Genomic DNA, 24,310 nt, shown 5'->3' on the forward strand with positions numbered 1-24,310 from the left:
CTCCCTACCATTGTACACTACTCTCTCTTTATTTTGAAACAGATTTAACGTACTCTTCTACAAATGCTAGTGCATCATCAACTTGCGCTGGGTTTTTACCACCAGCTTGTGCCATATCAGGACGGCCACCGCCACCGCCGCCACAGCGAGATGCTACTTCTTTGACAAGTTTACCAGCATGGTAACCTTTTTCAATTAAGTCTTTCGTTACACCAGCAAGAATATTCACTTTATCATCATTTACAGCTGCTAATACAACAACTGCAGACTCTAATTTAGTTTTCAAGTCATCCATCATTGTGCGTAAGTTATTCATGTCTGCAACATTTACTTTCGTTGCGAGTACATTAATACCATCTACTGTTAGAACTGTATCTGTTAAGTTTCCAGCTTCGATATTGCTTAGTTTTGCTGCCAGAGATTCATTCTCTTTTTGAAGCTGTTTCACTTCAGCAAATAGACCGTCTACTCTTGTTAAAATATCTTTCGGATTTGTTTTCATTTTGTTTGCTGCTTCTTTTAATAAACCAACTTGCTCATTCATTAGTTCGTATGCAGCTTTTCCTGTTACTGCCTCAATACGGCGTGTTCCAGCTCCAATACCAGACTCAGCAACAATTTTGAAAATCCCGATAGAAGATGTGTTATCAACGTGACAACCACCGCAAAGCTCTAAGCTGTAATCGCCTACTCGTACGACGCGAACAACATCACCATATTTTTCACCAAATAGTGCCATTGCACCCATTTCTTTTGCTTCTGCAATTGCTTTTTGAGAAATTTCAACAGCAATGCTTTCCCATATTTTTTCGTTTACGATACGCTCAATTTTTTCAAGTTCGTCAGGTTGTACTTGACCAAAGTGAGAGAAGTCAAAGCGTAAACGTTCTGTCGTTACAAGAGAACCTGCCTGGTTTACATGCGTGCCAAGTGTATCTTTTAACGCTTGGTGCAGAAGGTGAGTTGCTGTATGGTTTTTCACAACGCCACTACGATTTTGCGTATCGATAATAGCTTTTACCGCTGCATCTTTCGTTAATGTTCCTTCTTCCACAGCAACTTTGTGTAAGTTTTGACCATTTGGTGCTTTTTGTACGTCTTTCACAAGTACTTTCACACCGTCTGCAAGAAGGTAACCACGGTCTGCAATTTGTCCGCCGCTCTCAGCATAGAATGGTGTTACATCTAACATTAATTGTCCTTCTTCACCCGCTTGTAAGCTGTCTGTGTACTCACCATTTTTCACAAGTGCAATGACATTACTCTCTGTTGCTACCGTGCCATAACCAACGAATTCGCTCGCTACTTTAATCTCACCAAGTACCCCACCTTGCACTTGCATGGAATCTACATCTTGACGAGCAGCACGTGCACGTTCACGTTGTTTTTCCATCTCTGTTTCAAATCCTGCATGGTCAACTGTCATCTCAGCTTCTTCTGCATATTCTTCTGTTAATTCAATCGGGAAACCGTATGTGTCGTATAAACGGAATGCATCTGCTCCAGAAATCACAGTTGAATTCTCTTCTTTTGCTTTTGCAATTACTTCTGCTAAAATTGCTTCGCCATCATGAAGTGTTTCGTGGAAACGTTCTTCTTCATTTTTCACAACGCGTGCAATGAAATCTTTCTTTTCAAGAACTTCTGGATAGAAATCTTTCATTACTTCTCCAACTACTGGTACTAACTCATACATAAATGGACGGTTAATGTTTAATTTCTTCGCATAACGTACAGCACGGCGTAATAAACGACGTAATACATACCCGCGACCTTCGTTAGAAGGAAGAGCACCATCACCAACAGCAAACGTCACAGTACGGATATGGTCAGCGATTACTTTAAATGCCATATCTTTTTCTACATCGCCACCTCGATATTTCTCACCAGAAATCGATTCTGTTGCACCGATCATTGGCATAAATAGGTCTGTGTCAAAGTTTGTTGGCACGTCTTGAACGATAGATGTCATACGCTCTAGACCCATACCTGTATCAATGTTTTTCTTTGGAAGCGGTGTATATGTACCGTCAGGGTTATGGTTAAATTGTGAGAACACAAGGTTCCATACTTCTAAGTAACGCTCGTTTTCTCCGCCCGGGAATAATTCTGGGTCGCTTGGATCATTTCCGTAAGCTTCTCCGCGATCGTAGAAAATTTCTGTATTCGGTCCACTTGGGCCTTCCCCGATATCCCAGAAGTTTTCTTCTAAACGAATAATACGTTCTTTCGGTACTTCCATCTTCTCGTTCCAAATTTGGAACGCTTCTTCATCTTCTGGATGAATCGTTACGGATAGTAGTTCTTTATCAAAGCCAATCCATTTGTCACTCGTTAAAAATTCCCAAGCCCATGTGATTGCCTCTTCTTTAAAATAGTCACCAATTGAGAAGTTGCCTAACATTTCAAAGAAAGTATGGTGACGAGCCGTTTTCCCTACATTTTCAATATCGTTTGTACGAATTGATTTTTGTGCATTTGTAATACGTGGGTTTTGCGGAATAACACGACCGTCAAAATATTTTTTCAGTGTCGCTACACCACTGTTAATCCATAAAAGAGATGGATCCTCATGTGGAACTAATGATGCGCTTGGTTCAATTGCATGTCCTTTTTCTTGGAAAAAGTCTAAAAACATTTGACGAATTTGTGCTCCTGTTAACTGTTTCATCTATATTTCCTCCTTTAAGAAATTCCATAAAAAACAAAAAACTCTCGTCCCTATAGAAGGGACGAGAGTTAACTCGCGATACCACCCTAATTACGAACCGAGCTATACATTCTCGATTCATCACCTCATGGTGCCGTAACGTGGCAAAACGGCAGGGATTAGCTGCTCTCAGGACTAGCGTTCTGTCACCCTTCATTTAAAGCTTCTCTCAGCCTATGGAAGCCTCTCTCTAAAAATGGGCTGTAACATACTCTTTCCGTCATCAATTTATACTATATGCAAAAATTGTAGCGAATCCGTTTCCATTTGTCAATGTTTCCAAAGCGGCTTTATATGAACGACAATTGTCCGAACTACCGCTAAAATAGGGACTGATAGTAAAAGCCCCACGATTCCCCCTATCTCCCCTCCAACAAGGAGAGCAAGCATAATAACAACAGGGTGCATACGCAATGACTTTCCAACAATGTAAGGAGATAAAATATTGCTTTCAACAAATTGCAAAATCGCCAGGGCAATGCCAGCCTTAATCAACAGGTTTGTTGATACCGTCGCGGCAATCATTAACGTTGGAATCGCTCCCAGAATGGGTCCAAAGTACGGGATAATATCAGTTACACCAATAATAATGCCAAGTAACAGTGGATATTTCATACCAATAAACCAAAATGAAAGAGCAGACATTCCCCCTAATACTAAGCAAACGAATAACTGGCCGCGAATATAATTCCCAAGTGACTTATCAATTTCTTTTGCCAATAGCTGGCCATCACTCCGCCATTTACTAGGAACTAACTTCCAAAAGATATGATAAAATTCCTCATAATCTTTCAGTATGTAAAATACAATGAACGGAATTAAGAAAATAAGAAGAAGCGAATCAAGAACACCACGTGCTGTGCTCATCACTTTATTTAACAGCGCTTGAATTTTCATTTCAATACCAACAAATATTTGTTTTACTTTTTCATGAATAAACGCCGGAAAATTTTCCGTCTGTTCTGAAACCCCATCGAGCCACGAATCATACATTTTCATAAATTGCGGAAATTGCTCATTGATTCCTTGCAGTTGCGCAATCACAATTGGTGTCCCTTTATAAATTCCATAACCAAGTCCACCAAAGAAAAGAAGATAGATAAGCAAGATAGCAATTGTGCGCGGCATCCCTTTTCTATGTAACTTTTCAATTAAAGGATGCAGCAAATAGGCAATAAAACAGGCAATAAAAAATGGGGTAATCGCTACTTTAAACACAAATAAAACGGGTCCCCACAGCGGTTTAATTTTTAAAAAAACAAACAAACAAAGAAATAATAATAACAACAAACCTAATCGATAAATCCAAATAATTTTAAGATTCTTCAACAGAAAAACCTCCTCTATCCTTATTGTGAAAAGAAATAGAGCAGGTTATGTGTAAAAATTTAAAAAACCTCACCGTACTAAAATATTTTCATACAGACCATACTGTTTATGAGAAGCATACATATACTTAACATGATAAGGACAACCACTTGGACGATATAGAAAATAAAGTGAGGAGGAACAAAATGGTTTGGTTCATGCTAAGTCTTTCAGCACTTTGTATGATATTAGAATGGATTTGTATCGGATTTGGTATTTGGAAGGGATTCTTTATTCAATCTTCACGAAAAGAACGTGCCAAACAACTTTGGTACTATGGAGTATTAGGACTTGGCTGCTATGGACTTTCTCATCTTTTCTCTGAAATTGGACTCTTTTATCTCTATACAGCCACGTAAAAAACTCCCAAAAATAAGGGAGTTTTTTATTTTAACAAGGCATCCCCCACTAATGAAGGTTTCACTCTACCTTAATAATTATAAATAGGACTTAATCATTTTACGTGCTCTTTTCACATTTCGCTTTGAAAAAACATCTTGTTTACGTGCATATTGATATGCCGCAGCTCCAATACCTAATGCGATTAATGATGACCGTATATTCAAGGTAAATCCCCCTTTTGATTATCCGATTGTCCGTTCATTCTCATCAAATAAATCATCAAGAGAACTGAGCGAACCATCTTCTTCCACTTGATGCGTATGGATTTTCCCCTTTAAAACCGATAATTCAATAAAGCAGTTCCAGCAATAAAATTGGTTGACACCTATTTTTCCAATGTCTTTTCCTTTGCAATTTGGACAACTGAACATATGGCGTTCATCTCCTTACAACTCCCGTATTCTATTCGCCATTATGTCCAAACTGCATTCATTTATACATGCTAAAGAACCGCATTACACTTTCCTCGCACTAGTTCTAAAAAGCAATTTCTACTAACGATAAGAACTCAATTAGCGAGCGGCAACCATAGCTATCTATATAAATACAAATTAAAAAACCGACATAGACCCCTTCTTTTTGGGTGGGAGAGAGCATCCAACCATGCATAGAAGCGGTCAGATCCTTTTCCTGCCCCATGCCAAGTGAAAACAAAGAAGAAAACCAGTGCAGGTCACCTTTTGTTATCCATAGCCGCGGCTTATATGTCGAAAAATCAAAATGGATTTATACAGAGGTCTCCGCAAATGAAAGTTTCACTATATAATTTCACCTCGCTACATAAAATCATACGGTGAAATGTTTTCCACATCCATTTCCTCACCATCTATCGTCTCCACTTGCACTTGCCCTTGCGTTCCTTGCAAACGATCGCACAGCGTCGTTTGTCGAAGCGCATCATCTAGACGATTCACACCAGATCGAAAGGCAGGTTCTTCCCCGCAAATAATTAAAAACTTTTTGCTTCTTGTAATGCCCGTATAGATTAAATTACGGCGAAGCATACGATAATAGCTCTTTACAATCGGCATGATAACAATTGGGAATTCACTTCCCTGTGATTTATGAATGGAACAGCAATACGCGTGAGTAATTTGGTTTAAATCCGGCTTTATATACGTCACTTCAATGCCATCAAACGAAACGACCACCATATCTTGCTGCTCTACATTTTCTTTCGCATAAAACACCGAGACAATTTCTCCTATATCACCGTTAAACACCTGGCTTTCCGGTTGATTCACAAGCTGCAGTACTTTATCTCCCACGCGGTATACGACATCACCGTAGGCAATTTCTCTGCTTTTTTCTTTCTTCGGGTTAAACACTTCTTGCAATGCTTCGTTTAACACATTAATACCAGCTGGCCCCCGATACATCGGAGCCAACACTTGTACATCACGCGCACTGAAGCCCTTTACTTTTGCATTTTCACACACTTGCTTTACAACCTCAACAATTTGAGCCCCTGTGCATCCAATAAACGAGCGATCTTTTTTATTTTGCGTCATATCAGGTGGTAATGTTCCCTTTTTTATCGCATGAGCAAGCTGAATAACAGATGAACCTTCTGCTTGGCGATATATTTCTGTCAGCTTCACTGTCGGAATCACACCTGCTTCTAATAAATCCTTTAGTACTTGTCCAGGTCCAACCGATGGCAGCTGATCTTCATCACCTACGACAATGACTTGAATCGTAGATGGCAATGATTTGAACAACTGATTCGCAAGCCAAATATCAACCATAGAAAACTCATCAATAATAAGTAGTTTCCCTTGCACTGGATCATTCTCATTACGTTGAAACGAACCTTCCGGTGTCCAGCCGAGCAAACGATGAATCGTACAAGCTGGAAGCCCGGTTGACTCACTCATCCGTTTTGCTGCTCGTCCTGTCGGCGCTGTTAACAGAATAGGAAACGGATTATCATCACTATAATCTTTCGGATTTAAAGATAGTCCGTGAAGAGATGCATACATCTCAACAATCCCTTTAATAACCGTTGTCTTTCCTGTTCCTGGTCCACCTGTTAACAGCATCATCGGTTTATGAAGAGCCGTTTGAATCGCCTCTTGCTGAAGCGGGGCGTACTGTACGCTTAGTTGCTCTTCAATTTTACCTAATGTCAATAATAGCTCCGCTTCCGGAAACGAGGGCGTCTCTTCTTGATCCATCAAACGATGAATTGATGTCACAACACCTTTTTCGGAATAAAATAACGAAGCTAAATAAATCCGCTCGTCTTCCACGATCACCTTACCTTCGCCTTGCATCATTTCAATGCATTGCAGTATATCTTCTTCCGTAACCGCTGCATCTTGATTATTTAAAAGTTCAATTGTCTCTCGAACGAGCTGCCCTTTTTCCATAAATACATGACCTTCTTGCAGAGAAACATGCTCTAGTGTATAGAAACAACCTGCACGTACACGGTCACTATGATTACCGGACTTTCCAAGTGCCCTTCCGATATCATCTGCTCTTCCAAAACCAATGCCATCTACTTCTTCAATTAACTGGTACGGATTATTACGAATGACTTCTAGCGTCATCTCTTTATATGTTTGATAAATTTTAATAGACAGCTTCGTTCCGAAACCATAGCTGTTTAAAAAGCTCATCACCTTTTCAAGGCCTTGGTGCTCGATGATTGTATCGTATATTTCTTGTGCTTTTTGCTTATTTACAACGCCTTCTAACGCGGCCGGATCATCCATAATTTTTGAAATGGCATGTTCTCCAAGATGATCCACAATCTTTTCGGCTGTTCTTTTCCCAATCCCTTTAAATAAATCGCTGGCTAAGTATTGCACCATTCCTGTTTTTGTTTGGGGTAACTCTTTTTTAAACGTTTCAACTTGATATTGTTTTCCGTACTTTGGGTGATCTTTAAAGTGACCTGTTAACGTAAACACTTCATCTTCGTGCATACGAGGAAAGTGGCCGTTTATCATCACTTTTTTTTCGTCGTATGTTTCATTCGTTTCAATTATTTTCATACTGACAACGGAATAGAGGTTTTCTTCGTTATGAAAAATGGTGTGAAGAACTTGTGCTTTTATAAATTTCTGCTCTTCCTCAAACAAATCCATTGCATGTTGATTTCCCATCTTTCCTCTCCTTTCCGGTTTATCCCGCTCTAACGGGCAGTAAAACCCCCACCTCAAAATCTAGAGGAAACAAAAAAGTTAGATGGGGGATAACTGTCCATTAAAATCAAATTCATTCAAATCACAATCAGTGAGAGATGAAGAAGCTCCCACTAATCGAAGTTTCATTTATACCTCTTGCTCTAACAAACGAATCCCATTACCTGCTAAAAAGTGATCCGGTTGAATCAAGGTAGCCTTCTTAAACAGCGCTAGTGCTTTCTCATTATTTTCTTCAAACACATACGCTACACCTAAATTGTAGTACGCATCTGCATGTTCTTCGTCCATCTGTAATACCTTTTCAAAGTAAGGTTTTGCTTCTTGAATATGCTCTAGTCTTGCAAAACATAATCCACATTGGAATAAGGCTTCAACATCCGTCTCATCTAGTTCAACCGCTCTTTGTAAAAACGGCAGAGCAAGGCGATCGTTTCCAAGCTCTACGTAGGTAATCCCTAGCATAAATGTAACGTCCGCCGTATGCAGCCCAACTTGCATTGCTTGTTCAAATACTTCTTTTGCTTCTGCAAATTTTTCTTGCTGATAATATACATTTCCTAATCCATAATAGGCAGCAGCGGACTTTTCATCTAATTCAATCGCACGTTTATAAAATACAATTGCACGCTCACTGTCTCCAAGTACATCTAATAAATTTGCAAAGTTTACATATCCAAGTGCATCTTTTGGATTTTCCTCAATTGCTTCTGTAAAATTTTTAGCTGCTTCTTCCCAATTTCCTTCTTGCATATATTGAATGCCTATTTCAAGCTTATTTGACATATTCTTCACCTCTATACGAATTATAACAAAGAATCTATTTTCACAGCGAACAAAAATTCGCGTTTACTAAAAAGAAACCTCTGACCGGTACGAGGCAGAGGTTTTTTCTTTCTTATCGTGTATGTTCAAAAAGAAGGATAAAGAGAGCCGAGCAGTTCGAGGTACGGAAGCCAGGAGGATACGGAGTGTAGCTCGAATTACATGAGTACCGGACTGGCAACGTAACGAAGAAATAGGGCGGCTATCTTTACCGGACTTTTTGAACTTCCTCTTATCCTAAATAATCAAGTTTCTTACCATTACTGTATACTTCATCAATCGTTGCACCGCCTAAGCATTCATCTCCATCATAGAAGACAACTGCTTGTCCTGGTGTAATGGCACGAATTGATTCATCGCAAAGAATACGAATTGTATTCTCGTCAACAATTTGAACTGTTACATCATTATCCGCTTGACGATAGCGGAATTTCGCTGTGCACTTAAATTCTTTTTCTTTTGGCTCATTGCTTACCCAGCTTACATTCGTAGCAAATACTTCGTCACCATATAACAGCTCATTATGGAACCCTTGGTCTACATATAAAATGTTTTCTTTCAAGTTTTTTCCAATAGCGAACCATGGATCACCATTGCCACCAATGCCAAGACCATGACGTTGGCCAATTGTATAGTACATTAAACCGTCATGTTTTCCTTTTACTTCACCAGATAATGTTTGCATCACGCCTGGTTGTGCTGGTAAGTAATTACTTAAAAAGTCTTTAAAGTTTCGCTCACCAATAAAGCAAATACCTGTGCTATCTTTTTTCGTCGCTGTTGCTAAACCAGCTTCTTTCGCCATTTCACGAATTTGCGGCTTCTTTAACTCACCAAGCGGGAACATTGTTTTTGATAATTGCTCTTGACTCAGCTGATTTAAGAAATAAGTTTGGTCTTTATTATCATCAACGCCGCGTAGCATTTTATATTCGCCATCCATATAAGCGACACGTGCATAATGTCCTGTTGCTACATAGTCTGCACCAAGCGCAATCGCATGCTCTAAAAATGCTTTAAATTTAATTTCTTTATTACACATTACATCTGGATTAGGAGTACGCCCAGCTCTGTACTCATCTAAAAAGTACGTAAATACTTTATCCCAATATTGCTTCTCAAAGTTTACTGCATAATAAGGAATGCCGATTTGATTACATACTTGAATGACATCATTATAGTCTTCCGTCGCAGTACATACACCATTCTCGTCTGTGTCATCCCAGTTTTTCATAAAAATTCCGATTACATCATAGCCTTGCTCTTTTAACAGTAGCGCTGCTACAGATGAATCGACGCCACCGGACATCCCGATGACAACGCGTGTTTCGTGAGGTAGTTTGTTCATCATGTCACCTCCCATGCTAGTTTTGTGTTAATCGCTTCACGATTTTCACTATTTCGTACGCTGCTTTTTGGACTTGCTCTTTCGTATTACCAAAGCCAAAGCTAAAACGTACGGATGAACGTATTTGATCGGACTGCTTTCCAAACATCGCTACCAGTACGTGTGATGGATCAACAGAACCAGCTGTACAAGCAGAACCACTTGACGCTGCAATTCCTGCTAAATCTAAGTTCACAAGAAACGGTTCTATATCCATTCCTGAAAAACTAACGTTAAACACATGTGGTAAGTGATGTTCTAAGCTTCCGTTTACCTCAAAAGTAATGTCTTCTTGTTTAAAGACAGATACCATTATATCTTTAAATTCTTCATATTGGGCACTTTTTTGCTCACGCGTTTGTTCCGCTAATAAAATCGCCTGTTGCAACCCAACAATACTTGGTACATTCTCCGTGCCAGCCCGGCGTTTTCTCTCTTGCTCTCCGCCTGTCAATAGCGGCCCAAATTTCACTTGCCCTCCAGCGTATAAAAAACCAACACCTTTTGGACCATTAATTTTATGTGCAGAGATTGATAATAAGTCGATGCCAAGCTCTTTCACATCAATTGTTGTTAAACCATATGCTTGTACCGCATCTGTATGAAAATAGGCATCGTGTTCTTTCAATAGAGCCCCGATTTCCGCAATTGGTTGAACAGTACCAACTTCATTGTTCCCAAACATAACCGAAACAAGAATCGTTTCGGCTTTTAATGCTTCTTTTACATCTTGGATACGAACACGACCTGTTGCATCAACCGGCAAATAGGTTACTTCAAAACCTTCTTGCTCTAACACATTACATGTATGCAAAATCGCATGATGCTCAATCGCTGTCGTAATAATATGATTTCCTTTGCTACGGTTTGCACGAGCTACACCTAATAGTGCTAAATTGTCAGCTTCTGTACCACCGCTTGTAAAAATAATTTCATTGGGATTTGCATGAATGCTACGTGCACATGTACGTCTTGCTTCATCAACCGCATGACGAGTTTGACGTCCATAAAAATGAATACTAGACGGATTACCAAATGTTTCTGTCATAAATGGAATCATCTTTTCGACTACTTCTGGGTGAGTCGGAGATGTCGCAGCATGATCTAAGTAAATGCGTTCCATCATATCTCCTTCTTTCCAAATCGTTTCACAAGGAATTAAATGTAAAACATATAACCCCCATGGTTTTCTTCCTCATAACGCACTAAGTCTTCTAATGTCGTACTATCTAATACTTCTTGCACCGCATCACGAACGCGCATCCAAAGCTGACGCTGTGCTGGTTCTTCTTCATCTAGCACTTCAACAACGCTAATTGGGCCTTCTAATACCCGAATGACATCTCCAGCTGTAATGTTTACTGGTTGATCAGATAATACGTAGCCACCGTATGCACCGCGTGTACTTTTCACAAGACGAGCGTTACGCAAGGGAGAAATTAATTGCTCTAAGTAATGCTCAGATAAATCATGTGCCTGAGCAATTGATTTTAATGAAATTGGGCCTTCGCCAAATTTTTTTGCAAGATCAATCATAATTGTTAAACCGTAACGGCCTTTTGTTGAAATTTTCATCTATTCCGCACCTCTTTTCAAAATTTCACTTCTATTGGTCAGTTATTCTTTTATTCGTAAGAAAAACACGATTTAAAAATCAAAATCCTATGAAATTATAGCATAATATAGTATTATAAGAAATTTCAACTTGTGTATTCAAAATGATAACATAAAGTGAAACTTTAATCAGCAGGAAGCTTCATCCCCCGCTGATTATTAGCCCTCACCAATCGGGCTTTTATGAGCAGTTTATCCCCCACCTAACGTCTTTTCTTTTATTGAATTTTGAGGTGGGGATATTACTGCCCGTTAATACGGGAAAAAAACACATTGAAAAACTCGGGAATTATTACAATAAATAGAAAAATGAAAAAAATCATCTTGTAATCACTTTCATACAGCTGTGCTGAATTTCATTTCCCCCCTAAAAAAATGATAACATAGAAACAGACTATAAACTAAGGGAGACGGTCATAATGAAACAACCACTTGCACATCGGATGCGGCCGACAAATATTACAGAAGTGATCGGACAAACGCATTTAGTTGGAGAAGGGAAAATTTTATGGCGAATGGTACAAGCGAACCATTTCCAATCTATGATTTTATACGGCCCTCCGGGTACAGGAAAAACATCGATTGCTAGTGCAATTGCTGGCAGTACCGGAACACCGTTTCGTCTATTAAATGCTGTTACTCATAATAAAAAGGATATGGAAGTAGTCGTGCAAGAAGCAAAAATGCATCGTCATCTCGTCTTAATATTAGATGAAGTCCATCGCCTAGATAAAGCAAAACAAGATTTTCTATTACCACATTTAGAAAGCGGCCTTCTCACATTAATCGGAGCCACAACAAGTAATCCGTTTCATGCGATTAACTCTGCCATTCGAAGCCGATGTCAAATCTTTGAACTGCATGCGTTAACAGGGAATGATATTTTAATTGGTTTACAACGAGCACTAGACAACAAAGAAAAAGGGCTCGGTGAGTATGATGTAACTGTTACAGCCAATGCATTGCAGCACTTTGCAAATGCTTCAGGAGGAGATATGCGTTCTGCTTATAATGCACTTGAGCTCGCTGTCTTATCTAGCTTTACAACAGATGACCAGGCAGCCAACATCACGCTAGAAATTGCGGAAGAATGCTTACAGAAGAAAAGCTTCGTTCATGATAAAGGGGGCGATGCTCATTATGACGTCATATCTGCTTTCCAAAAATCAGTGCGCGGAAGTGATGTCAACGCCGCACTTCATTATTTAGCAAGACTCATTGAAGCTGGTGATTTACAGAGCATTGGCAGACGCCTTCTTATTATGGCATATGAAGATATTGGACTCGCGAATCCACAAGCAGGACAACGAACACTAGCTGCCATTGAATCAGCGGAACGCGTCGGCTTCCCGGAAGCTCGTATTCCACTTGCAAATGCTGTCATTGAACTTTGTTTGTCACCAAAATCAAATTCAGCTTATAAAGCTCTCGATGCAGCACTGCACGACTTACGAAATGGACAAACTGGTGATGTTCCGAGTCATTTAAAAGATAACCACTATAAAGGTGCAGAAACACTCGGTAGAGGAATTGGATACTTATATCCACATGATTATCCAAACGGCTGGGTAGAGCAGCAATACTTACCTGATAAAATTAAAAACAGACAATACTATAAACCAAAAAAAACAGGGAAGTTCGAACAAGCACTCTCCTCTGTCTATGAAAAATTGCAAAGTTCGCATAAAAGTAATTCAAAAGGGTAATATAAGCGAAAACGACATGATATATGGAGGTTTCGCTTATGAAAACACGCCAAGATGCATGGACGGGAGAAGAAGATCTCCTTTTAGCAGAAACCGTTTTACGTCACATTCGCAAAGGCAGTACACAGTTAAAAGCATTCGATGAAGTTGGCGATGAATTAAATCGCACTTCTGCCGCCTGCGGTTTCCGCTGGAATGCAGAAGTTAGGCAAAATTACGAAGAAGCTGTACAAATTGCAAAAAAACAAAGAAAAGAGTTCAAACGTTCTCTTGCAAATGAAGAGACACAACAGCTATTAAAACCAGAGCCGAAGAAACACGTCGTAATTGATGCTGAGTTTTCAGAAGGACTTATAACGAAGCAACCTTCACTTACAATGCAAGATGTTGTCTCATTTCTGCAAAACCTGGAACAAAGCAGTCCCCATCTAGCAAAGTTACAAACTGAAAATGAAACATTGCACCTACAACTCACAACATTACAAAAGACAAATACGGAATTGGAAACAAAACTTGCAGCACTTACGAAACAACAACAAGCTGTGCAAGAAGATTATGAAATACTCGTTAGAATTATGGATCGCGCTCGGAAACTTGTTCTGCTAGATGGCCACGAGGAACAGATTGCACCTATTTTTAAGATGGATCAGAACGGAAATTTAGATATTATCTCACAATAAATAAGACTACTTCCTCTTCAGGTAATGAAATAAAACACCTGGTTCAGTACATAGACATAACATGTAAAAGGTAATTCAACTATTATAAAAAAGTGAGATGAATCATTGTGATAAATCATTACTTTAACAACGAAAGGCAAGTTGGTTCAGCCATCACACTAGCTGGGGCACAAGAGACACTTCATGCAGTTTATCATGCAGTGCAATCTATGCCGTACTATCACCATCCCATCGTACAATACTATCATCATCCTATGCATTTCATACATCAAGATATATATCCAGCTGATTTCTCAACAATTCCATTTGGCTCAATCTACTATTTATGAGGGAAGCCTACCGCTTTCCTTTCATAAGCCTTTATTATGTATTATTGTCACTGAACCGAATCATTCCTAAAAAAACAGAGGGATAACGACTTACAAAAAACGTCATTATCCCTGATTTCTCTAACACCCAATAATCTTCATATTGATTACATGCGGAAAGCAATAATAGACAAGCAAACAATATGAAACGTACAACAGATCGTGTAAACTTCATTCCACCACCTCTTTCGCAAAAAAATTGTTGATATTTATATAAATATCAACAATTTTTAGATTAATAGTAAATAGCTTTCAACAACTCGGTTATACAATCACAAAAAAGCGTATGTCCCCCTAATGGAACATACGCTTTTTTATCTTTCACTCTTGTCCAACACGTTTTACTTCTACGTGTTTCAAACGTTCACGCACAACGTAACTTGCCATAATTAAACCAGCCACAGATGGAACGAACGCATTTGAGGAAGGTGGTAATTTCGCTTTACGAATTTTTGCATTTTCGTCTGGAACAATTTCTTTACGAACTTCTTCACGAATAACGATTGGGTTTTCATCTGAGAAAACAACCTTTACACCTTTTTTAATGCCTTCTTTACGAAGCTTCGTACGAATAACTTTCGCAATTGGATCTGTATGTGTTTTCGAGATATCCGCAATGCGGAAACGAGTTGGGTCCATTTTATTTGCTGCACCCATACTTGAAATCATTTTAATTTTTCTACGTAAACATTGTTTAATTAAATGAATTTTGAATGTAATTGTATCAGATGCGTCAACTACGAAGTCTAAACCGTATTTAAAGAAATCTTCATATGTTTCATCTGTATAAAACATTTCTAATGTGATGACTTCACAGTCTGGGTTAATATCGGCAATACGCTCTTTCATTAATTCTACTTTTGAACGGCCAACAGTAGAAATTAATGCATGGATTTGGCGATTGACGTTTGTAATATCAACAACGTCTTTATCAACTAACACAAGGCGTCCTACACCAGAACGTGCTAAAGCTTCTGCTGCAAATGAGCCTACGCCGCCAATTCCTAGAATACCAACTGTACTATTTTTTAATATTTCAAGCCCTTCTTTTCCGAAGGCTAATTCATTACGTGAAAATTGATGTAACATTCAGCTCTACACTCCTATTACAAAAATGGTCTACCATGTATTCTAGCGTTTTTCCGACTATTTGTATAGAAAAAGTTATAGAATTCCTAAAAATACATATTCCAAAAACATAACAAAGGAATCCGAATCGTTCAATGACTAGATGAAGTAAACTTAAAAATTTGTTTTAAAATCAAAACCCTTAAGTTATACTGAAATAATATCTAAATATATTAAGGAGATAACATTATGGATTTGAAAGAAAAAAACGAAATTATTGAGAGTCTTCCACAAAAAGGTTTTTTTGGACATCCTAAAGGTTTATTTACTTTATTCTTTACGGAATTTTGGGAAAGATTTTCTTATTATGGAATGAGGGCCATATTACTTTACTATATGTATTATTCCATTGCAAAAGGCGGATTAGGGATTGATCAAGCTACTGCCACCTCGATTATGGCGATTTATGGATCCCTATTATATATGTCCAGTATTATTGGTGGTTGGGTCTCTGATCGTCTACTTGGTTCAAGTAAAACTGTTTTTTGGGGCGGCATTTTAATTATGGTTGGTCACCTTATTCTATCACTGCCAGGTAGTATTACTACTTTATTTATTTCGATGATATTTTTAATACTTGGAACAGGATTATTAAAACCAAACATCTCTAGTATTGTTGGAAATTTATATAGTGAATCAGACACACGTCGAGACTCCGGGTTTAGCATTTTCTATATGGGCATTAATCTAGGTGCTCTTGTAGCTCCTCTTGTTGTTGGTACATTAGGTCAACAATATAATTTCCATCTTGGTTTTGGAATTGCGGCAGTTGGTATGATGGTAGGCTTATCAATATTCGTGTTTACGAAAAAGAAGACTCTTGGTTTAGCTGGTACACAAATCCCAAACCCTTTAACAAGTATTGAACGAAAGAAAACACTTAAACAATTTAGCATAAGTATACTTGTTATAATATTCTTATGTGCTGTTACAATACCCACTGGGTTATTAACTATTAATCGTTTTACTTTTTTAATAAGTATTTTAGGAATTATTATTCCTATTTGCTACTTCATTTATATGTATCGTAGTCCAAAAACTACAAAAATTGAACGCTCTCGCCTTCTTGCTTATATACCGTTATTTATTGCAGCTACAATGTTTTGGGCTATACAAGAGCAGGGTGCAATTATTTTAGCTACTTATGCCGATCAGCGGACCCAGTTACAATTTGCTGGATTCAAAATACAATCTGCCTGGTTTCAATCATTGAGTCCTATATTTATAGTAATACTGGCACCATTATTTGCATGGGTTTGGGTAAAACTTAATACACGCCAACCTTCTACTACAAATAAATTTGCTATCGGATTACTTTTTGCTGGATTATCATTCTTGATTATGATTATTCCTGCTTATATTAACGGTACAGATTCTCTAGTAAGTCCTATCTGGTTAGTTCTTAGCTTTTTGTTAATAGTAATTGGAGAAGTTTGTTTATCACCTGCAGGATTATCAATAACAACAAAATTAGCTCCAGCTGCGTTTTCAGCACAAACAATAAGTTTATGGTTTTTATCTACTGCATCCGCACAAGCTATAAATGCACAGGTTGTAAAATTATACAATCCTGCAACAGAAATCATTTACTTTGGAGTTATTGGAGCTATATCTATCGTATTAAGTATAACATTATTTATGCTATCAACAAAAATTCAAAGCTTCATGAAAGGGCTCCACTAATATTCATTTGATCAAAACGAAAAGCTGGTATTGCACCAGCTTTTTCATTTTTACCTTTGTAAACTTACAATATACAATGAAATTTAAGAACACTACCCTAAAAAAAATCCTAGATGGCTTTAGTATAACCATCTAGGATTCGTTCTTACTTCTCTTCTTTTACGTTTAATTGTAAATATAGCTCTTCAAGCTGCGCTTCTGCAACTGGGCTTGGAGCATCTGTTAATAAGCAGCTTGCGCTTGCTGTTTTCGGGAATGCAATTGTATCGCGAAGGTTTGTACGACCTGCAAGTAACATAACGAGACGATCTAAACCTAATGCAATTCCGCCATGTGGTGGTGTACCATATTCAAATGCTTCTAATAAGAAACCGAACTGCTCCTGTGCTTCTTCTTGTGAGAAACCAAGTGCTTTGAACATTTTTTCTTGTACATCACGCTCGTAAATACGAAGTGATCCACCACCAAGCTCATAACCATTTAGTACAAGGTCATATGCTTGTGCACGTGCTTTTTCTGGTGCTGTTTCTAACAGCTCGACATCTTCACGGAATGGCATTGTGAATGGGTGATGCGCTGCGAAGTAACGATCAGCATCTTCATCGTACTCAAGAAGTGGCCAATCTGTTACCCATAGGAAGTTAAACTTACTTTCATCAATTAGCTCAAGTTCTTTACCTAGGCGTAAACGAAGTGCGCCTAAGCTATCTGCAACAACGCTTTTCTTATCAGCAACGAATAATAATAAATCACCAGCAGTTGCTTCTAATGTGCTCATTAGTACGCTTGCATCTTCTTCACCGAAGAATTTCGCAATCGGTCCCTTTAAGCCATCTTCTTCAACTTTTAACCAAGCTAAACCTTTTGCTCCATATACTTTTACAAATTCAGTTAATGCATCGATATCTTTACGAGAATATTTGCTCGCTGCACCTTTTGCATTGATTGCTTTTACTTGTCCACCAGTTTCTACAGCGCTTGTAAACACTTTAAAGCCACAACCTGCTGCAAATTCAGATAGGTCAGTAAGTTCCATTGCAAAACGCGTATCTGGCTTATCAGAACCATATCGAGCCATTGCATCACTATATTTCATACGTGGGAATGGTGCTTTAACCTCCACACCCTTCGCTTCTTTCATTACTTTCGTCATCATGCGTTCCATCATCTCTAAGATCTCATCTTGTGTTAAGAATGATGCCTCGATGTCGATTTGTGTGAATTCTGGTTGACGATCCGCACGTAAATCTTCATCACGGAAACAACGTGCTACTTGATAATAACGTTCAAATCCGCCGACCATAAGAAGCTGTTTAAATAGCTGCGGAGATTGCGGAAGCGCATAAAATTCGCCTTCATGTACACGACTTGGTACTAAATAGTCGCGTGCTCCTTCTGGCGTGCTTTTCGTTAAGATTGGCGTCTCTACTTCTAAGAACTCTTCTGTATCCAAGAAATTACGAATTGTTTTTGTTACATCGTGACGCATTTTAAATGTGTTGTACATCACAGGACGGCGCAAATCTAAGTAACGATATTTCAAACGAACATCTTCTGATGCATCTGTATCATCTGCAATGATAATCGGCGTTGTTTTCGCTGCATTTAATACATTTACTTTCGTTGCTTGTACTTCAATGCGTCCAGTTGCCATATTTTCATTAATTGCACCTTGGCCACGCTCAACAACTGTTCCTTCTACGTGCAACACATATTCGCTACGAATTGTTTCTGCTACTTCTAGTGCTTCTTTTGATGTTTCTGGGTTAAATACAACTTGCACAATACCTGTACGGTCACGTAAATCGATGAAAATTAATCCACCTAAGTCACGACGCTTTTGTACCCAACCTTTTAATTGAACAGTTTGTCCAACTGCTTCTACTGTTACTTTTCCGCATGCATGCGTTCTTTCAGCCATTGTTCGTTCCTCCTATATTAATTTCTCTGCTACGTATGAAGCGAATACATCTAATGCGACTTCTTCTTGCTCACCTGTTGCCATATTCTTTAAGTTAATGATGCCTTTATCAAGCTCATCTTCCCCTAATACAGCTACAAATTTCGCATTTAAACGATCTGCTGATTTAAATTGTGCTTTCATTTTGCGATCTAAATAATCTTTTTCAACTGATAATCCAGCTTTACGAAGATCGAATGCAACTTTCGCAGCGTGATCCTTTGCTTTTTCTCCAAGCGCTACAACATAACAATCAATGTTATGTTCAATTGGTAATTCAATGTTTTCAGCTTTCAACGCCATAATTAAACGTTCAATACTCATTGCAAAACCGATACCTGGCATTTCTGGTCCACCGATTTCTTGTACAAGTCCGTTGTATCGACCGCCACCACTTAATGTCGTAATCGCACCGAATCCTTCTGCTTCACTCATAATTTCAAACACAGTGTGCTGATAGTAATCTAAACCACGTACTAGATTTGGATCTTTTTCAAATGGAACATCCATCATTGTTAATAGCTCTTGTACTTTTTCATAGTATGCTGTTGATTCTTCATTTAAATATTCTGTAATAGACGGCGCTGTGCTCATTAATTCATGATTGCGATCCTTCTTACAATCTAAAATGCGAAGTGGGTTCTTCTCTAAACGAGACTGGCAATCAGAACAGAACTCACCGATGCGAGGTTCAAAGTGAGCGATTAATGCCTCACGGTGTGCTTGACGACTCGCAGAATCACCTAAGCTGTTTAGTACAACTTTAATATTTTTTAAGCCCATGCCGCGGTAAAATTCTACAGCAAGCGCAATAACTTCCGCATCGATTGCTGGATCATTACTACCGATTGCTTCGATACCAAATTGTACGAATTGACGATAGCGACCCGCTTGTGGTCTTTCATAACGGAACATTTGACCGATATAATATAATTTCGTTGGCTGTGTTGCATCACCATACATTTTATTTTCAACGTAAGAACGCACAACAGGTGCTGTTCCTTCTGGACGCAGTGTTAAGCTACGCTCTCCACGATCTTGGAATGAGTACATTTCTTTTTGTACGATATCTGTTGTATCACCAACACCACGTAAAAATAGTTCTGTGTGTTCGAAAATTGGTGTGCGAATTTCTTTATAATTGTAACGACGACAAATTTCGCGTGCTTGCCCTTCAATATACTGCCATAACTCAACCGTTCCTGGAAGAATATCTTGCGTTCCGCGTGGGATTTGAATAGACATATTCAGTTCCTCCTCAAATAGTTATAATTTTATTGCAAATAAAAAACTCCCGTCTCTACTGAATACACAGTAGGGACGAGAGTATTATACCCGTGGTGCCACCCTAATTGAAGCACGTATGCTTCCACTTTTTTAATAACGCTTAAATTGCGTTCACCCTCTACTAAGCTTATTGCTGTTCAAAGTGAAACCTACAGAGTGTCATTCGATCAGTCATCATATAGAAATGTTTTCAGCCCCGGACATTTCTTCTCTTTTCATGTGTCTCTCATCTACTCTTCTCTATCATCGGTTCTATTCATATGTAAATATAGAATTACTATACGTTTGTTCAGGGCGATTGTCAAGTCTCTTAGGACCGTTCAATCTGCCTCTTTAACCGCTTTACATCTTGTAATGAAATACCAAATTCAGAAGCAAGCTCAAGTGATGTATTATTCTGCTCTTTTGCAATAAACTCATGGAAATTTACATTAAATAATTGATTTGCTCCGTCCGTAACAGAGTGCCCCTTTTCATTCATACGCATACGTATATCCCTCACATTCAATAATGGACTTCTTATTGACAGTGTTCCATATTGATGAACAGGTTATACAAAAATCAAAAAGGAAAAGAGCTAATAAATAAAATCCTATTCAAGCAGAATTTTGTATTAGCTCCTTCAATCACCATTATTTACTTTCCAAAACTAAGGTCACCGGACCATCATTAATTAAAGAAACATCCATCATTGCTCCGAATTGCCCTGTTTCCACATGCAATCCTTGCTTACGAAGTTCTCCATTAAAGAAATCATATAACGTCTCTGCATAGTCAGGTTTAGCAGCATCCATAAAGTTAGGACGTCTTCCTTTACGACAATCTCCATACAATGTAAATTGTGAAACGGAAAGAACTTGTCCATTCATATCTAGCACAGAATGATTCATTTTCCCGCTTTCATCTTCAAAAATACGTAAGTTTGCAACCTTCTCAGCGATGTACGTTGCATCCTTCTCTGTATCCTCATGTGTAATGCCTACTAATAATGTTAAACCGAACGGAATTTGTCCTACAATCTCACCATCTACTGTAACAGACGCTTCCTTTGATCGTTGCAAGACAACTTTCATATCGTATACACTCCTTATTAATGCATCATGCGGCGTACCGCATAGATTTCCGGAACTCGTTTAATACGTTCTACAACTTTTTTCAAATGATGTAGATTGCGAATAGAAATGGACATATTAATTGTCGCCATTTTATTGCGATCACTTCTACCTGAAACAGCCGAAATATATGTTTTCGTTTCAGTTACAGCTTGCAAGACCTCATTTAATAAGCCACGACGGTCATATCCAGAAATTTCAATATCAACATTATATTCAATTTCTTTTTCTGAATTACCTTCCCACTCTACTTCTAATAGACGCTCTTGCGCTTCTTCCGTATGCACATTGACACAATCGCTACGGTGAATCGATACACCTCGACCTTTCGTAATATATCCGATAATATCATCACCTGGAACCGGGTTACAGCATTTAGATAAACGGATTAACAAATTGTCCGCTCCACTCACTTTCACACCTGAATCCCACTTCCGAATTTTCATCGGCTTACGAACTTCTTTTACTTCAACAATGTCTTGTTCTTCTTCACGCTGTTTGCGGAACTTGTCCGTTAACCTTGTTACGATTTGAGCGGCAGTAATTCCGTTGTATCCAACTGCAGCAAACATATCTTCTTCATTGGCGAAATTATACTTTTCAGCCACTCGTTTTAAATTATCAGGTGCCAGTATTTCTTTCATCTCATACTCTAAGCTTCGTACCTCTTTTTCAACAAGCTCGCGACCTTTTTCAATATTCTCGTCTCGGCGTTGCTTTTTGAAAAATTGACGGATTTTATTTTTTGCATGAGATGTTTGAGCAAGTTTTACCCAATCCTGGCTTGGCCCATATGAATGTTTAGACGTTAAAATTTCAATGATGTCACCTGTTTTTAATTTATAATCCAGCGTCACCATTTTGCTATTTACTTTTGCACCAATTGTCTTGTTCCCAATTTCAGAATGGACACGGTAAGCAAAATCAATTGGAACTGAACCGAGCGGCAATTCCATTACGTCCCCTTTTGGTGTGAAAACAAACACCATATCAGAGAATAAATCAATTTTTAGTGATTCCATAAACTCTTCGGCATTAGAAGCCTCATTTTGCCATTCTAATATTTGACGGAACCACGTTAATTTTTTCTCAAGTGTCCCCGTTGCTTCGGCAACTTTTCCTTCTTTATACGCCCAGTGTGCAGCAATCCCATACTCCGCAATTTCATGCATTTCTTTCGTTCGAATCTGCACTTCAAGCGGATCACCTTTTGGTCCGATCACAGTTGTATGCAAAGATTGATACAGATTCGCTTTCGGCATTGCAATATAATCTTTGAAACGACCTGGCATTGGCTTCCAACACGTATGGATAATACCTAACACCGCATAACAATCTTTAATACTATTTACTACAACACGAACAGCTAACAAATCATAAATTTCATTGAATTGTTTATTTTGGAGTGCCATTTTACGATAAATGCTATAAATGTGTTTTGGTCGTCCTGAAATATCTGGTTGAATCGCCACTTCTTTTAACTTATCGCGAATTCCTGTCATCACTTCTTCTAAATATTCTTCACGCTCTGCACGCTTACGCTTCATCAAATTGACAATGCGATAATATTGCTGCGGATTCAAATAGCGAAGTGCTGTATCCTCTAGCTCCCATTTAATTGTATTAATTCCGAGTCTATGAGCTAAAGGAGCAAAAATTTCTAAAGTTTCATTTGCAATACGACGCTGTTTTTCTTGCGGCAAATGCTTAAGCGTACGCATGTTATGAAGACGATCAGCTAATTTAATTAAAATAACCCGAATATCTTGAGCCATTGCGATAAACATTTTGCGATGGTTCTCTGCTTGCTGCTGTTCATGAGATTTATATTTAATTTTCCCAAGCTTTGTAACCCCATCAACAAGCATTGCAATTTCTTTGCTAAATTCCCGTTCAATATCTTCTAATGTAATCTCGGTATCTTCTACTACATCATGCAAAAAACCTGCTGATACTGTAGATGGATCCATGTGTAAATCAACTAAAATACCTGCAACTTGAATCGGATGAATAATGTATGGTTCGCCCGATTTTCTATATTGCTCACTATGCGCCTCACGTGCATATTCATAGGCACGTGCTACTAGTTCAATATCATCGTCCGCTAAATAATGTCCCGCTTTCTCGAGTACCTGTTCAGCTGTTAGTACTTGCTCATTTGCCATCGAATCACCTTTTATTGAAAATTAGTCCTCTTTTTTTTACTCATTAGAATAATTTTTATTCTATCATTATAACCTAATGATTGTGAATTGTGAAAAGGAAAAGATTTTACAGATATTTCACTATACCTTTTTGTACAATGATACAAAAGTACCCGCTCCTCTCAATGAGATTCACGGGTACTTTTTCTATCGCCCTAGTTTTACCTATATAATAATTAGTATTTTTCTAATACTAATACATCGTAACCGTCTAACATTTTACGACCATCTAAGTAAGTAAGTTCTACTAAGAATGCAATTCCTGCCACAACGCCGCCAAGCTCTTCCACTAACTTAATTGTCGCTTCAATTGTTCCACCTGTCGCTAATAAGTCATCTGTAATTAATACACGTTGACCCGGCTTAATCGCATCTTTATGGATTGTTAAAACATCTTTTCCGTATTCTTTACCGTAGTCTACAGTAATGACTTCACGCGGCAATTTCCCTAATTTACGAACTGGTGCAAAGCCTACTTCTAATGCGTAAGAAACTGGACAACCAATAATAAAACCACGTGCTTCTGGTCCTACTACAACGTCGATGTCTTTGTCTTTCGCATAAGCAACGATTGCATCTGTTGCTGCTTTGTATGCTTTCCCATCATTCATTAAAGGTGTGATGTCTTTAAACACAATACCTTTTTTCGGATAATCCGGTACAATTGCAATATGTTGCTTAAAATCCATATTTTATGAATCCTCCTCAAATATAAAAGGTCTGT

At 38.4% G+C, this 24,310-nt stretch carries 22 protein-coding genes and 2 other annotated features; of the genes, 5 read left to right on the plus strand and 17 right to left on the minus strand.

What is annotated here, in order from left to right; all coding sequences use genetic code 11:
- Nucleotides 1-28 precede the first annotated feature (28 nt).
- On the minus strand, nucleotides 29-2,671 hold the full coding sequence (alaS, locus tag QUF99_RS22985) for an alanine--tRNA ligase (RefSeq protein WP_289373150.1): 2,643 nt from the start codon (nucleotides 2,669-2,671) through the stop codon (nucleotides 29-31).
- Between the two features lie 54 nt (nucleotides 2,672-2,725).
- Nucleotides 2,726-2,943, minus strand: a binding site (T-box leader).
- A 37-nt stretch (nucleotides 2,944-2,980) separates the two neighbouring features.
- Complete coding sequence (locus tag QUF99_RS22990; protein WP_289374749.1) at nucleotides 2,981-4,057, minus strand: AI-2E family transporter; 1,077 nt, start codon at nucleotides 4,055-4,057, stop codon at nucleotides 2,981-2,983.
- Nucleotides 4,058-4,224: 167 nt separating this feature from the next.
- On the opposite strand from QUF99_RS22990, the gene QUF99_RS22995 reads away from it, so the two are divergent.
- Complete coding sequence (locus tag QUF99_RS22995; RefSeq protein WP_289373152.1) at nucleotides 4,225-4,437, plus strand: hypothetical protein; 213 nt, start codon at nucleotides 4,225-4,227, stop codon at nucleotides 4,435-4,437.
- A gap of 78 nt (nucleotides 4,438-4,515) precedes the next feature.
- On the opposite strand, the gene QUF99_RS23000 is transcribed toward QUF99_RS22995, so the two are convergent.
- The 7 genes from QUF99_RS23000 to cymR all read right to left on the minus strand — a co-directional run bounded on the left by QUF99_RS23000 (nucleotide 4,516) and on the right by cymR (nucleotide 11,419).
- Nucleotides 4,516-4,644, minus strand: a complete 129-nt coding sequence (locus QUF99_RS23000; RefSeq protein WP_289373154.1) for a YrzQ family protein — start codon at nucleotides 4,642-4,644, stop codon at nucleotides 4,516-4,518.
- Between the two features lie 18 nt (nucleotides 4,645-4,662).
- Nucleotides 4,663-4,851, minus strand: coding sequence for a hypothetical protein (locus tag QUF99_RS23005; RefSeq protein ID WP_286122056.1), 189 nt, complete (start codon nucleotides 4,849-4,851; stop codon nucleotides 4,663-4,665).
- Between the two features lie 405 nt (nucleotides 4,852-5,256).
- A complete protein-coding gene (recD2, locus tag QUF99_RS23010) occupies nucleotides 5,257-7,593 on the minus strand; it encodes an SF1B family DNA helicase RecD2 (protein WP_289373157.1) in 2,337 nt (778 codons plus the stop codon).
- A gap of 168 nt (nucleotides 7,594-7,761) precedes the next feature.
- On the minus strand, nucleotides 7,762-8,418 hold the full coding sequence (locus QUF99_RS23015; protein ID WP_289373160.1) for a tetratricopeptide repeat protein: 657 nt from the start codon (nucleotides 8,416-8,418) through the stop codon (nucleotides 7,762-7,764).
- A 271-nt stretch (nucleotides 8,419-8,689) separates the two neighbouring features.
- Nucleotides 8,690-9,805: a tRNA 2-thiouridine(34) synthase MnmA gene (mnmA, locus tag QUF99_RS23020; RefSeq protein ID WP_289373162.1), complete on the minus strand. Its 1,116-nt coding sequence runs from the start codon at nucleotides 9,803-9,805 to the stop codon at nucleotides 8,690-8,692.
- A 16-nt stretch (nucleotides 9,806-9,821) separates the two neighbouring features.
- Nucleotides 9,822-10,967, minus strand: a complete 1,146-nt coding sequence (locus QUF99_RS23025) for a cysteine desulfurase family protein (RefSeq protein WP_289373163.1) — start codon at nucleotides 10,965-10,967, stop codon at nucleotides 9,822-9,824.
- 35 nt (nucleotides 10,968-11,002) lie between these two features.
- Nucleotides 11,003-11,419 (minus strand): cysteine metabolism transcriptional regulator CymR, encoded by a 417-nt coding sequence (gene cymR, locus QUF99_RS23030; RefSeq protein WP_286122059.1) that lies wholly within the window; start codon nucleotides 11,417-11,419, stop codon nucleotides 11,003-11,005.
- Nucleotides 11,420-11,877: 458 nt separating this feature from the next.
- Here cymR and QUF99_RS23035 point away from each other — a divergent pair, with 458 nt between their 5' ends.
- The 3 genes from QUF99_RS23035 to QUF99_RS23045 all read left to right on the plus strand — a co-directional run bounded on the left by QUF99_RS23035 (nucleotide 11,878) and on the right by QUF99_RS23045 (nucleotide 14,173).
- Entirely contained in the window at nucleotides 11,878-13,164 is a 1,287-nt protein-coding gene (locus tag QUF99_RS23035; RefSeq protein WP_289373164.1) for a replication-associated recombination protein A, read from the plus strand.
- A 38-nt stretch (nucleotides 13,165-13,202) separates the two neighbouring features.
- On the plus strand, nucleotides 13,203-13,844 hold the full coding sequence (locus QUF99_RS23040) for an RsfA family transcriptional regulator (RefSeq protein WP_289373166.1): 642 nt from the start codon (nucleotides 13,203-13,205) through the stop codon (nucleotides 13,842-13,844).
- A gap of 107 nt (nucleotides 13,845-13,951) precedes the next feature.
- Complete coding sequence (locus tag QUF99_RS23045) at nucleotides 13,952-14,173, plus strand: DUF3947 family protein (protein ID WP_289373168.1); 222 nt, start codon at nucleotides 13,952-13,954, stop codon at nucleotides 14,171-14,173.
- A gap of 34 nt (nucleotides 14,174-14,207) precedes the next feature.
- On the opposite strand, the gene QUF99_RS23050 is transcribed toward QUF99_RS23045, so the two are convergent.
- Both QUF99_RS23050 and QUF99_RS23055 read right to left on the minus strand, forming a co-directional pair.
- On the minus strand, nucleotides 14,208-14,387 hold the full coding sequence (locus QUF99_RS23050; RefSeq protein WP_289373170.1) for a hypothetical protein: 180 nt from the start codon (nucleotides 14,385-14,387) through the stop codon (nucleotides 14,208-14,210).
- A gap of 146 nt (nucleotides 14,388-14,533) precedes the next feature.
- Complete coding sequence (locus tag QUF99_RS23055; protein WP_289373171.1) at nucleotides 14,534-15,301, minus strand: tRNA threonylcarbamoyladenosine dehydratase; 768 nt, start codon at nucleotides 15,299-15,301, stop codon at nucleotides 14,534-14,536.
- A 234-nt stretch (nucleotides 15,302-15,535) separates the two neighbouring features.
- Between QUF99_RS23055 and QUF99_RS23060 the strand changes: the two genes are divergently transcribed.
- On the plus strand, nucleotides 15,536-17,023 hold the full coding sequence (locus QUF99_RS23060; protein WP_483298640.1) for a peptide MFS transporter: 1,488 nt from the start codon (nucleotides 15,536-15,538) through the stop codon (nucleotides 17,021-17,023).
- Nucleotides 17,024-17,168: 145 nt separating this feature from the next.
- On the opposite strand, the gene aspS is transcribed toward QUF99_RS23060, so the two are convergent.
- The 6 genes from aspS to QUF99_RS23090 all read right to left on the minus strand — a co-directional run bounded on the left by aspS (nucleotide 17,169) and on the right by QUF99_RS23090 (nucleotide 24,275).
- The gene (gene aspS, locus QUF99_RS23065) at nucleotides 17,169-18,944 is read right to left on the minus strand and encodes an aspartate--tRNA ligase (protein ID WP_289373174.1); all 1,776 of its coding nucleotides are present in this window, start codon (nucleotides 18,942-18,944) and stop codon (nucleotides 17,169-17,171) included.
- Between the two features lie 12 nt (nucleotides 18,945-18,956).
- Entirely contained in the window at nucleotides 18,957-20,228 is a 1,272-nt protein-coding gene (gene hisS, locus QUF99_RS23070; RefSeq protein ID WP_286122066.1) for a histidine--tRNA ligase, read from the minus strand.
- Nucleotides 20,229-20,296: 68 nt separating this feature from the next.
- Nucleotides 20,297-20,526: a binding site (T-box leader), on the minus strand.
- Nucleotides 20,527-20,580: 54 nt separating this feature from the next.
- Nucleotides 20,581-20,757, minus strand: a complete 177-nt coding sequence (locus QUF99_RS23075; protein WP_289373177.1) for a hypothetical protein — start codon at nucleotides 20,755-20,757, stop codon at nucleotides 20,581-20,583.
- A 145-nt stretch (nucleotides 20,758-20,902) separates the two neighbouring features.
- A complete protein-coding gene (gene dtd / locus QUF99_RS23080) occupies nucleotides 20,903-21,343 on the minus strand; it encodes a D-aminoacyl-tRNA deacylase (protein ID WP_289373179.1) in 441 nt (146 codons plus the stop codon).
- 17 nt (nucleotides 21,344-21,360) lie between these two features.
- On the minus strand, nucleotides 21,361-23,547 hold the full coding sequence (relA, locus tag QUF99_RS23085; RefSeq protein WP_289373182.1) for a GTP diphosphokinase: 2,187 nt from the start codon (nucleotides 23,545-23,547) through the stop codon (nucleotides 21,361-21,363).
- Between the two features lie 215 nt (nucleotides 23,548-23,762).
- Nucleotides 23,763-24,275 carry an adenine phosphoribosyltransferase gene (locus tag QUF99_RS23090; RefSeq protein ID WP_289373183.1) on the minus strand — a complete coding sequence of 171 codons (513 nt, stop codon included), beginning with the start codon at nucleotides 24,273-24,275 and terminating at the stop codon, nucleotides 23,763-23,765.
- Nucleotides 24,276-24,310 lie beyond the last annotated feature (35 nt).

The sequence above is a fragment of the Bacillus sp. DX4.1 genome (assembly GCF_030348195.1).
In the GTDB taxonomy this organism is placed as follows: domain Bacteria; phylum Bacillota; class Bacilli; order Bacillales; family Bacillaceae_G; genus Bacillus_A.

Coding starts and splice junctions, on each gene's coding strand:
- hisS (WP_286122066.1), bottom strand. CDS start 20,228: ATGTCTATTCAAATCCCACGCGGAACGCAAGATATTCTTCCAGGAACG.
- QUF99_RS23015 (WP_289373160.1), bottom strand. CDS start 8,418: ATGTCAAATAAGCTTGAAATAGGCATTCAATATATGCAAGAAGGAAAT.
- dtd (WP_289373179.1), bottom strand. CDS start 21,343: ATGAAAGTTGTCTTGCAACGATCAAAGGAAGCGTCTGTTACAGTAGAT.
- QUF99_RS23040 (WP_289373166.1), top strand. CDS start 13,203: ATGAAAACACGCCAAGATGCATGGACGGGAGAAGAAGATCTCCTTTTA.
- recD2 (WP_289373157.1), bottom strand. CDS start 7,593: ATGGGAAATCAACATGCAATGGATTTGTTTGAGGAAGAGCAGAAATTT.
- alaS (WP_289373150.1), bottom strand. CDS start 2,671: ATGAAACAGTTAACAGGAGCACAAATTCGTCAAATGTTTTTAGACTTT.
- mnmA (WP_289373162.1), bottom strand. CDS start 9,805: ATGAACAAACTACCTCACGAAACACGCGTTGTCATCGGGATGTCCGGT.
- QUF99_RS23055 (WP_289373171.1), bottom strand. CDS start 15,301: ATGTTACATCAATTTTCACGTAATGAATTAGCCTTCGGAAAAGAAGGG.
- QUF99_RS23090 (WP_289373183.1), bottom strand. CDS start 24,275: ATGGATTTTAAGCAACATATTGCAATTGTACCGGATTATCCGAAAAAA.
- relA (WP_289373182.1), bottom strand. CDS start 23,547: ATGGCAAATGAGCAAGTACTAACAGCTGAACAGGTACTCGAGAAAGCG.
- cymR (WP_286122059.1), bottom strand. CDS start 11,419: ATGAAAATTTCAACAAAAGGCCGTTACGGTTTAACAATTATGATTGAT.
- QUF99_RS22995 (WP_289373152.1), top strand. CDS start 4,225: ATGGTTTGGTTCATGCTAAGTCTTTCAGCACTTTGTATGATATTAGAA.
- QUF99_RS23075 (WP_289373177.1), bottom strand. CDS start 20,757: ATGCGTATGAATGAAAAGGGGCACTCTGTTACGGACGGAGCAAATCAA.
- QUF99_RS23005 (WP_286122056.1), bottom strand. CDS start 4,851: ATGTTCAGTTGTCCAAATTGCAAAGGAAAAGACATTGGAAAAATAGGT.
- QUF99_RS23025 (WP_289373163.1), bottom strand. CDS start 10,967: ATGGAACGCATTTACTTAGATCATGCTGCGACATCTCCGACTCACCCA.
- QUF99_RS23050 (WP_289373170.1), bottom strand. CDS start 14,387: ATGAAGTTTACACGATCTGTTGTACGTTTCATATTGTTTGCTTGTCTA.
- aspS (WP_289373174.1), bottom strand. CDS start 18,944: ATGGCTGAAAGAACGCATGCATGCGGAAAAGTAACAGTAGAAGCAGTT.
- QUF99_RS23035 (WP_289373164.1), top strand. CDS start 11,878: ATGAAACAACCACTTGCACATCGGATGCGGCCGACAAATATTACAGAA.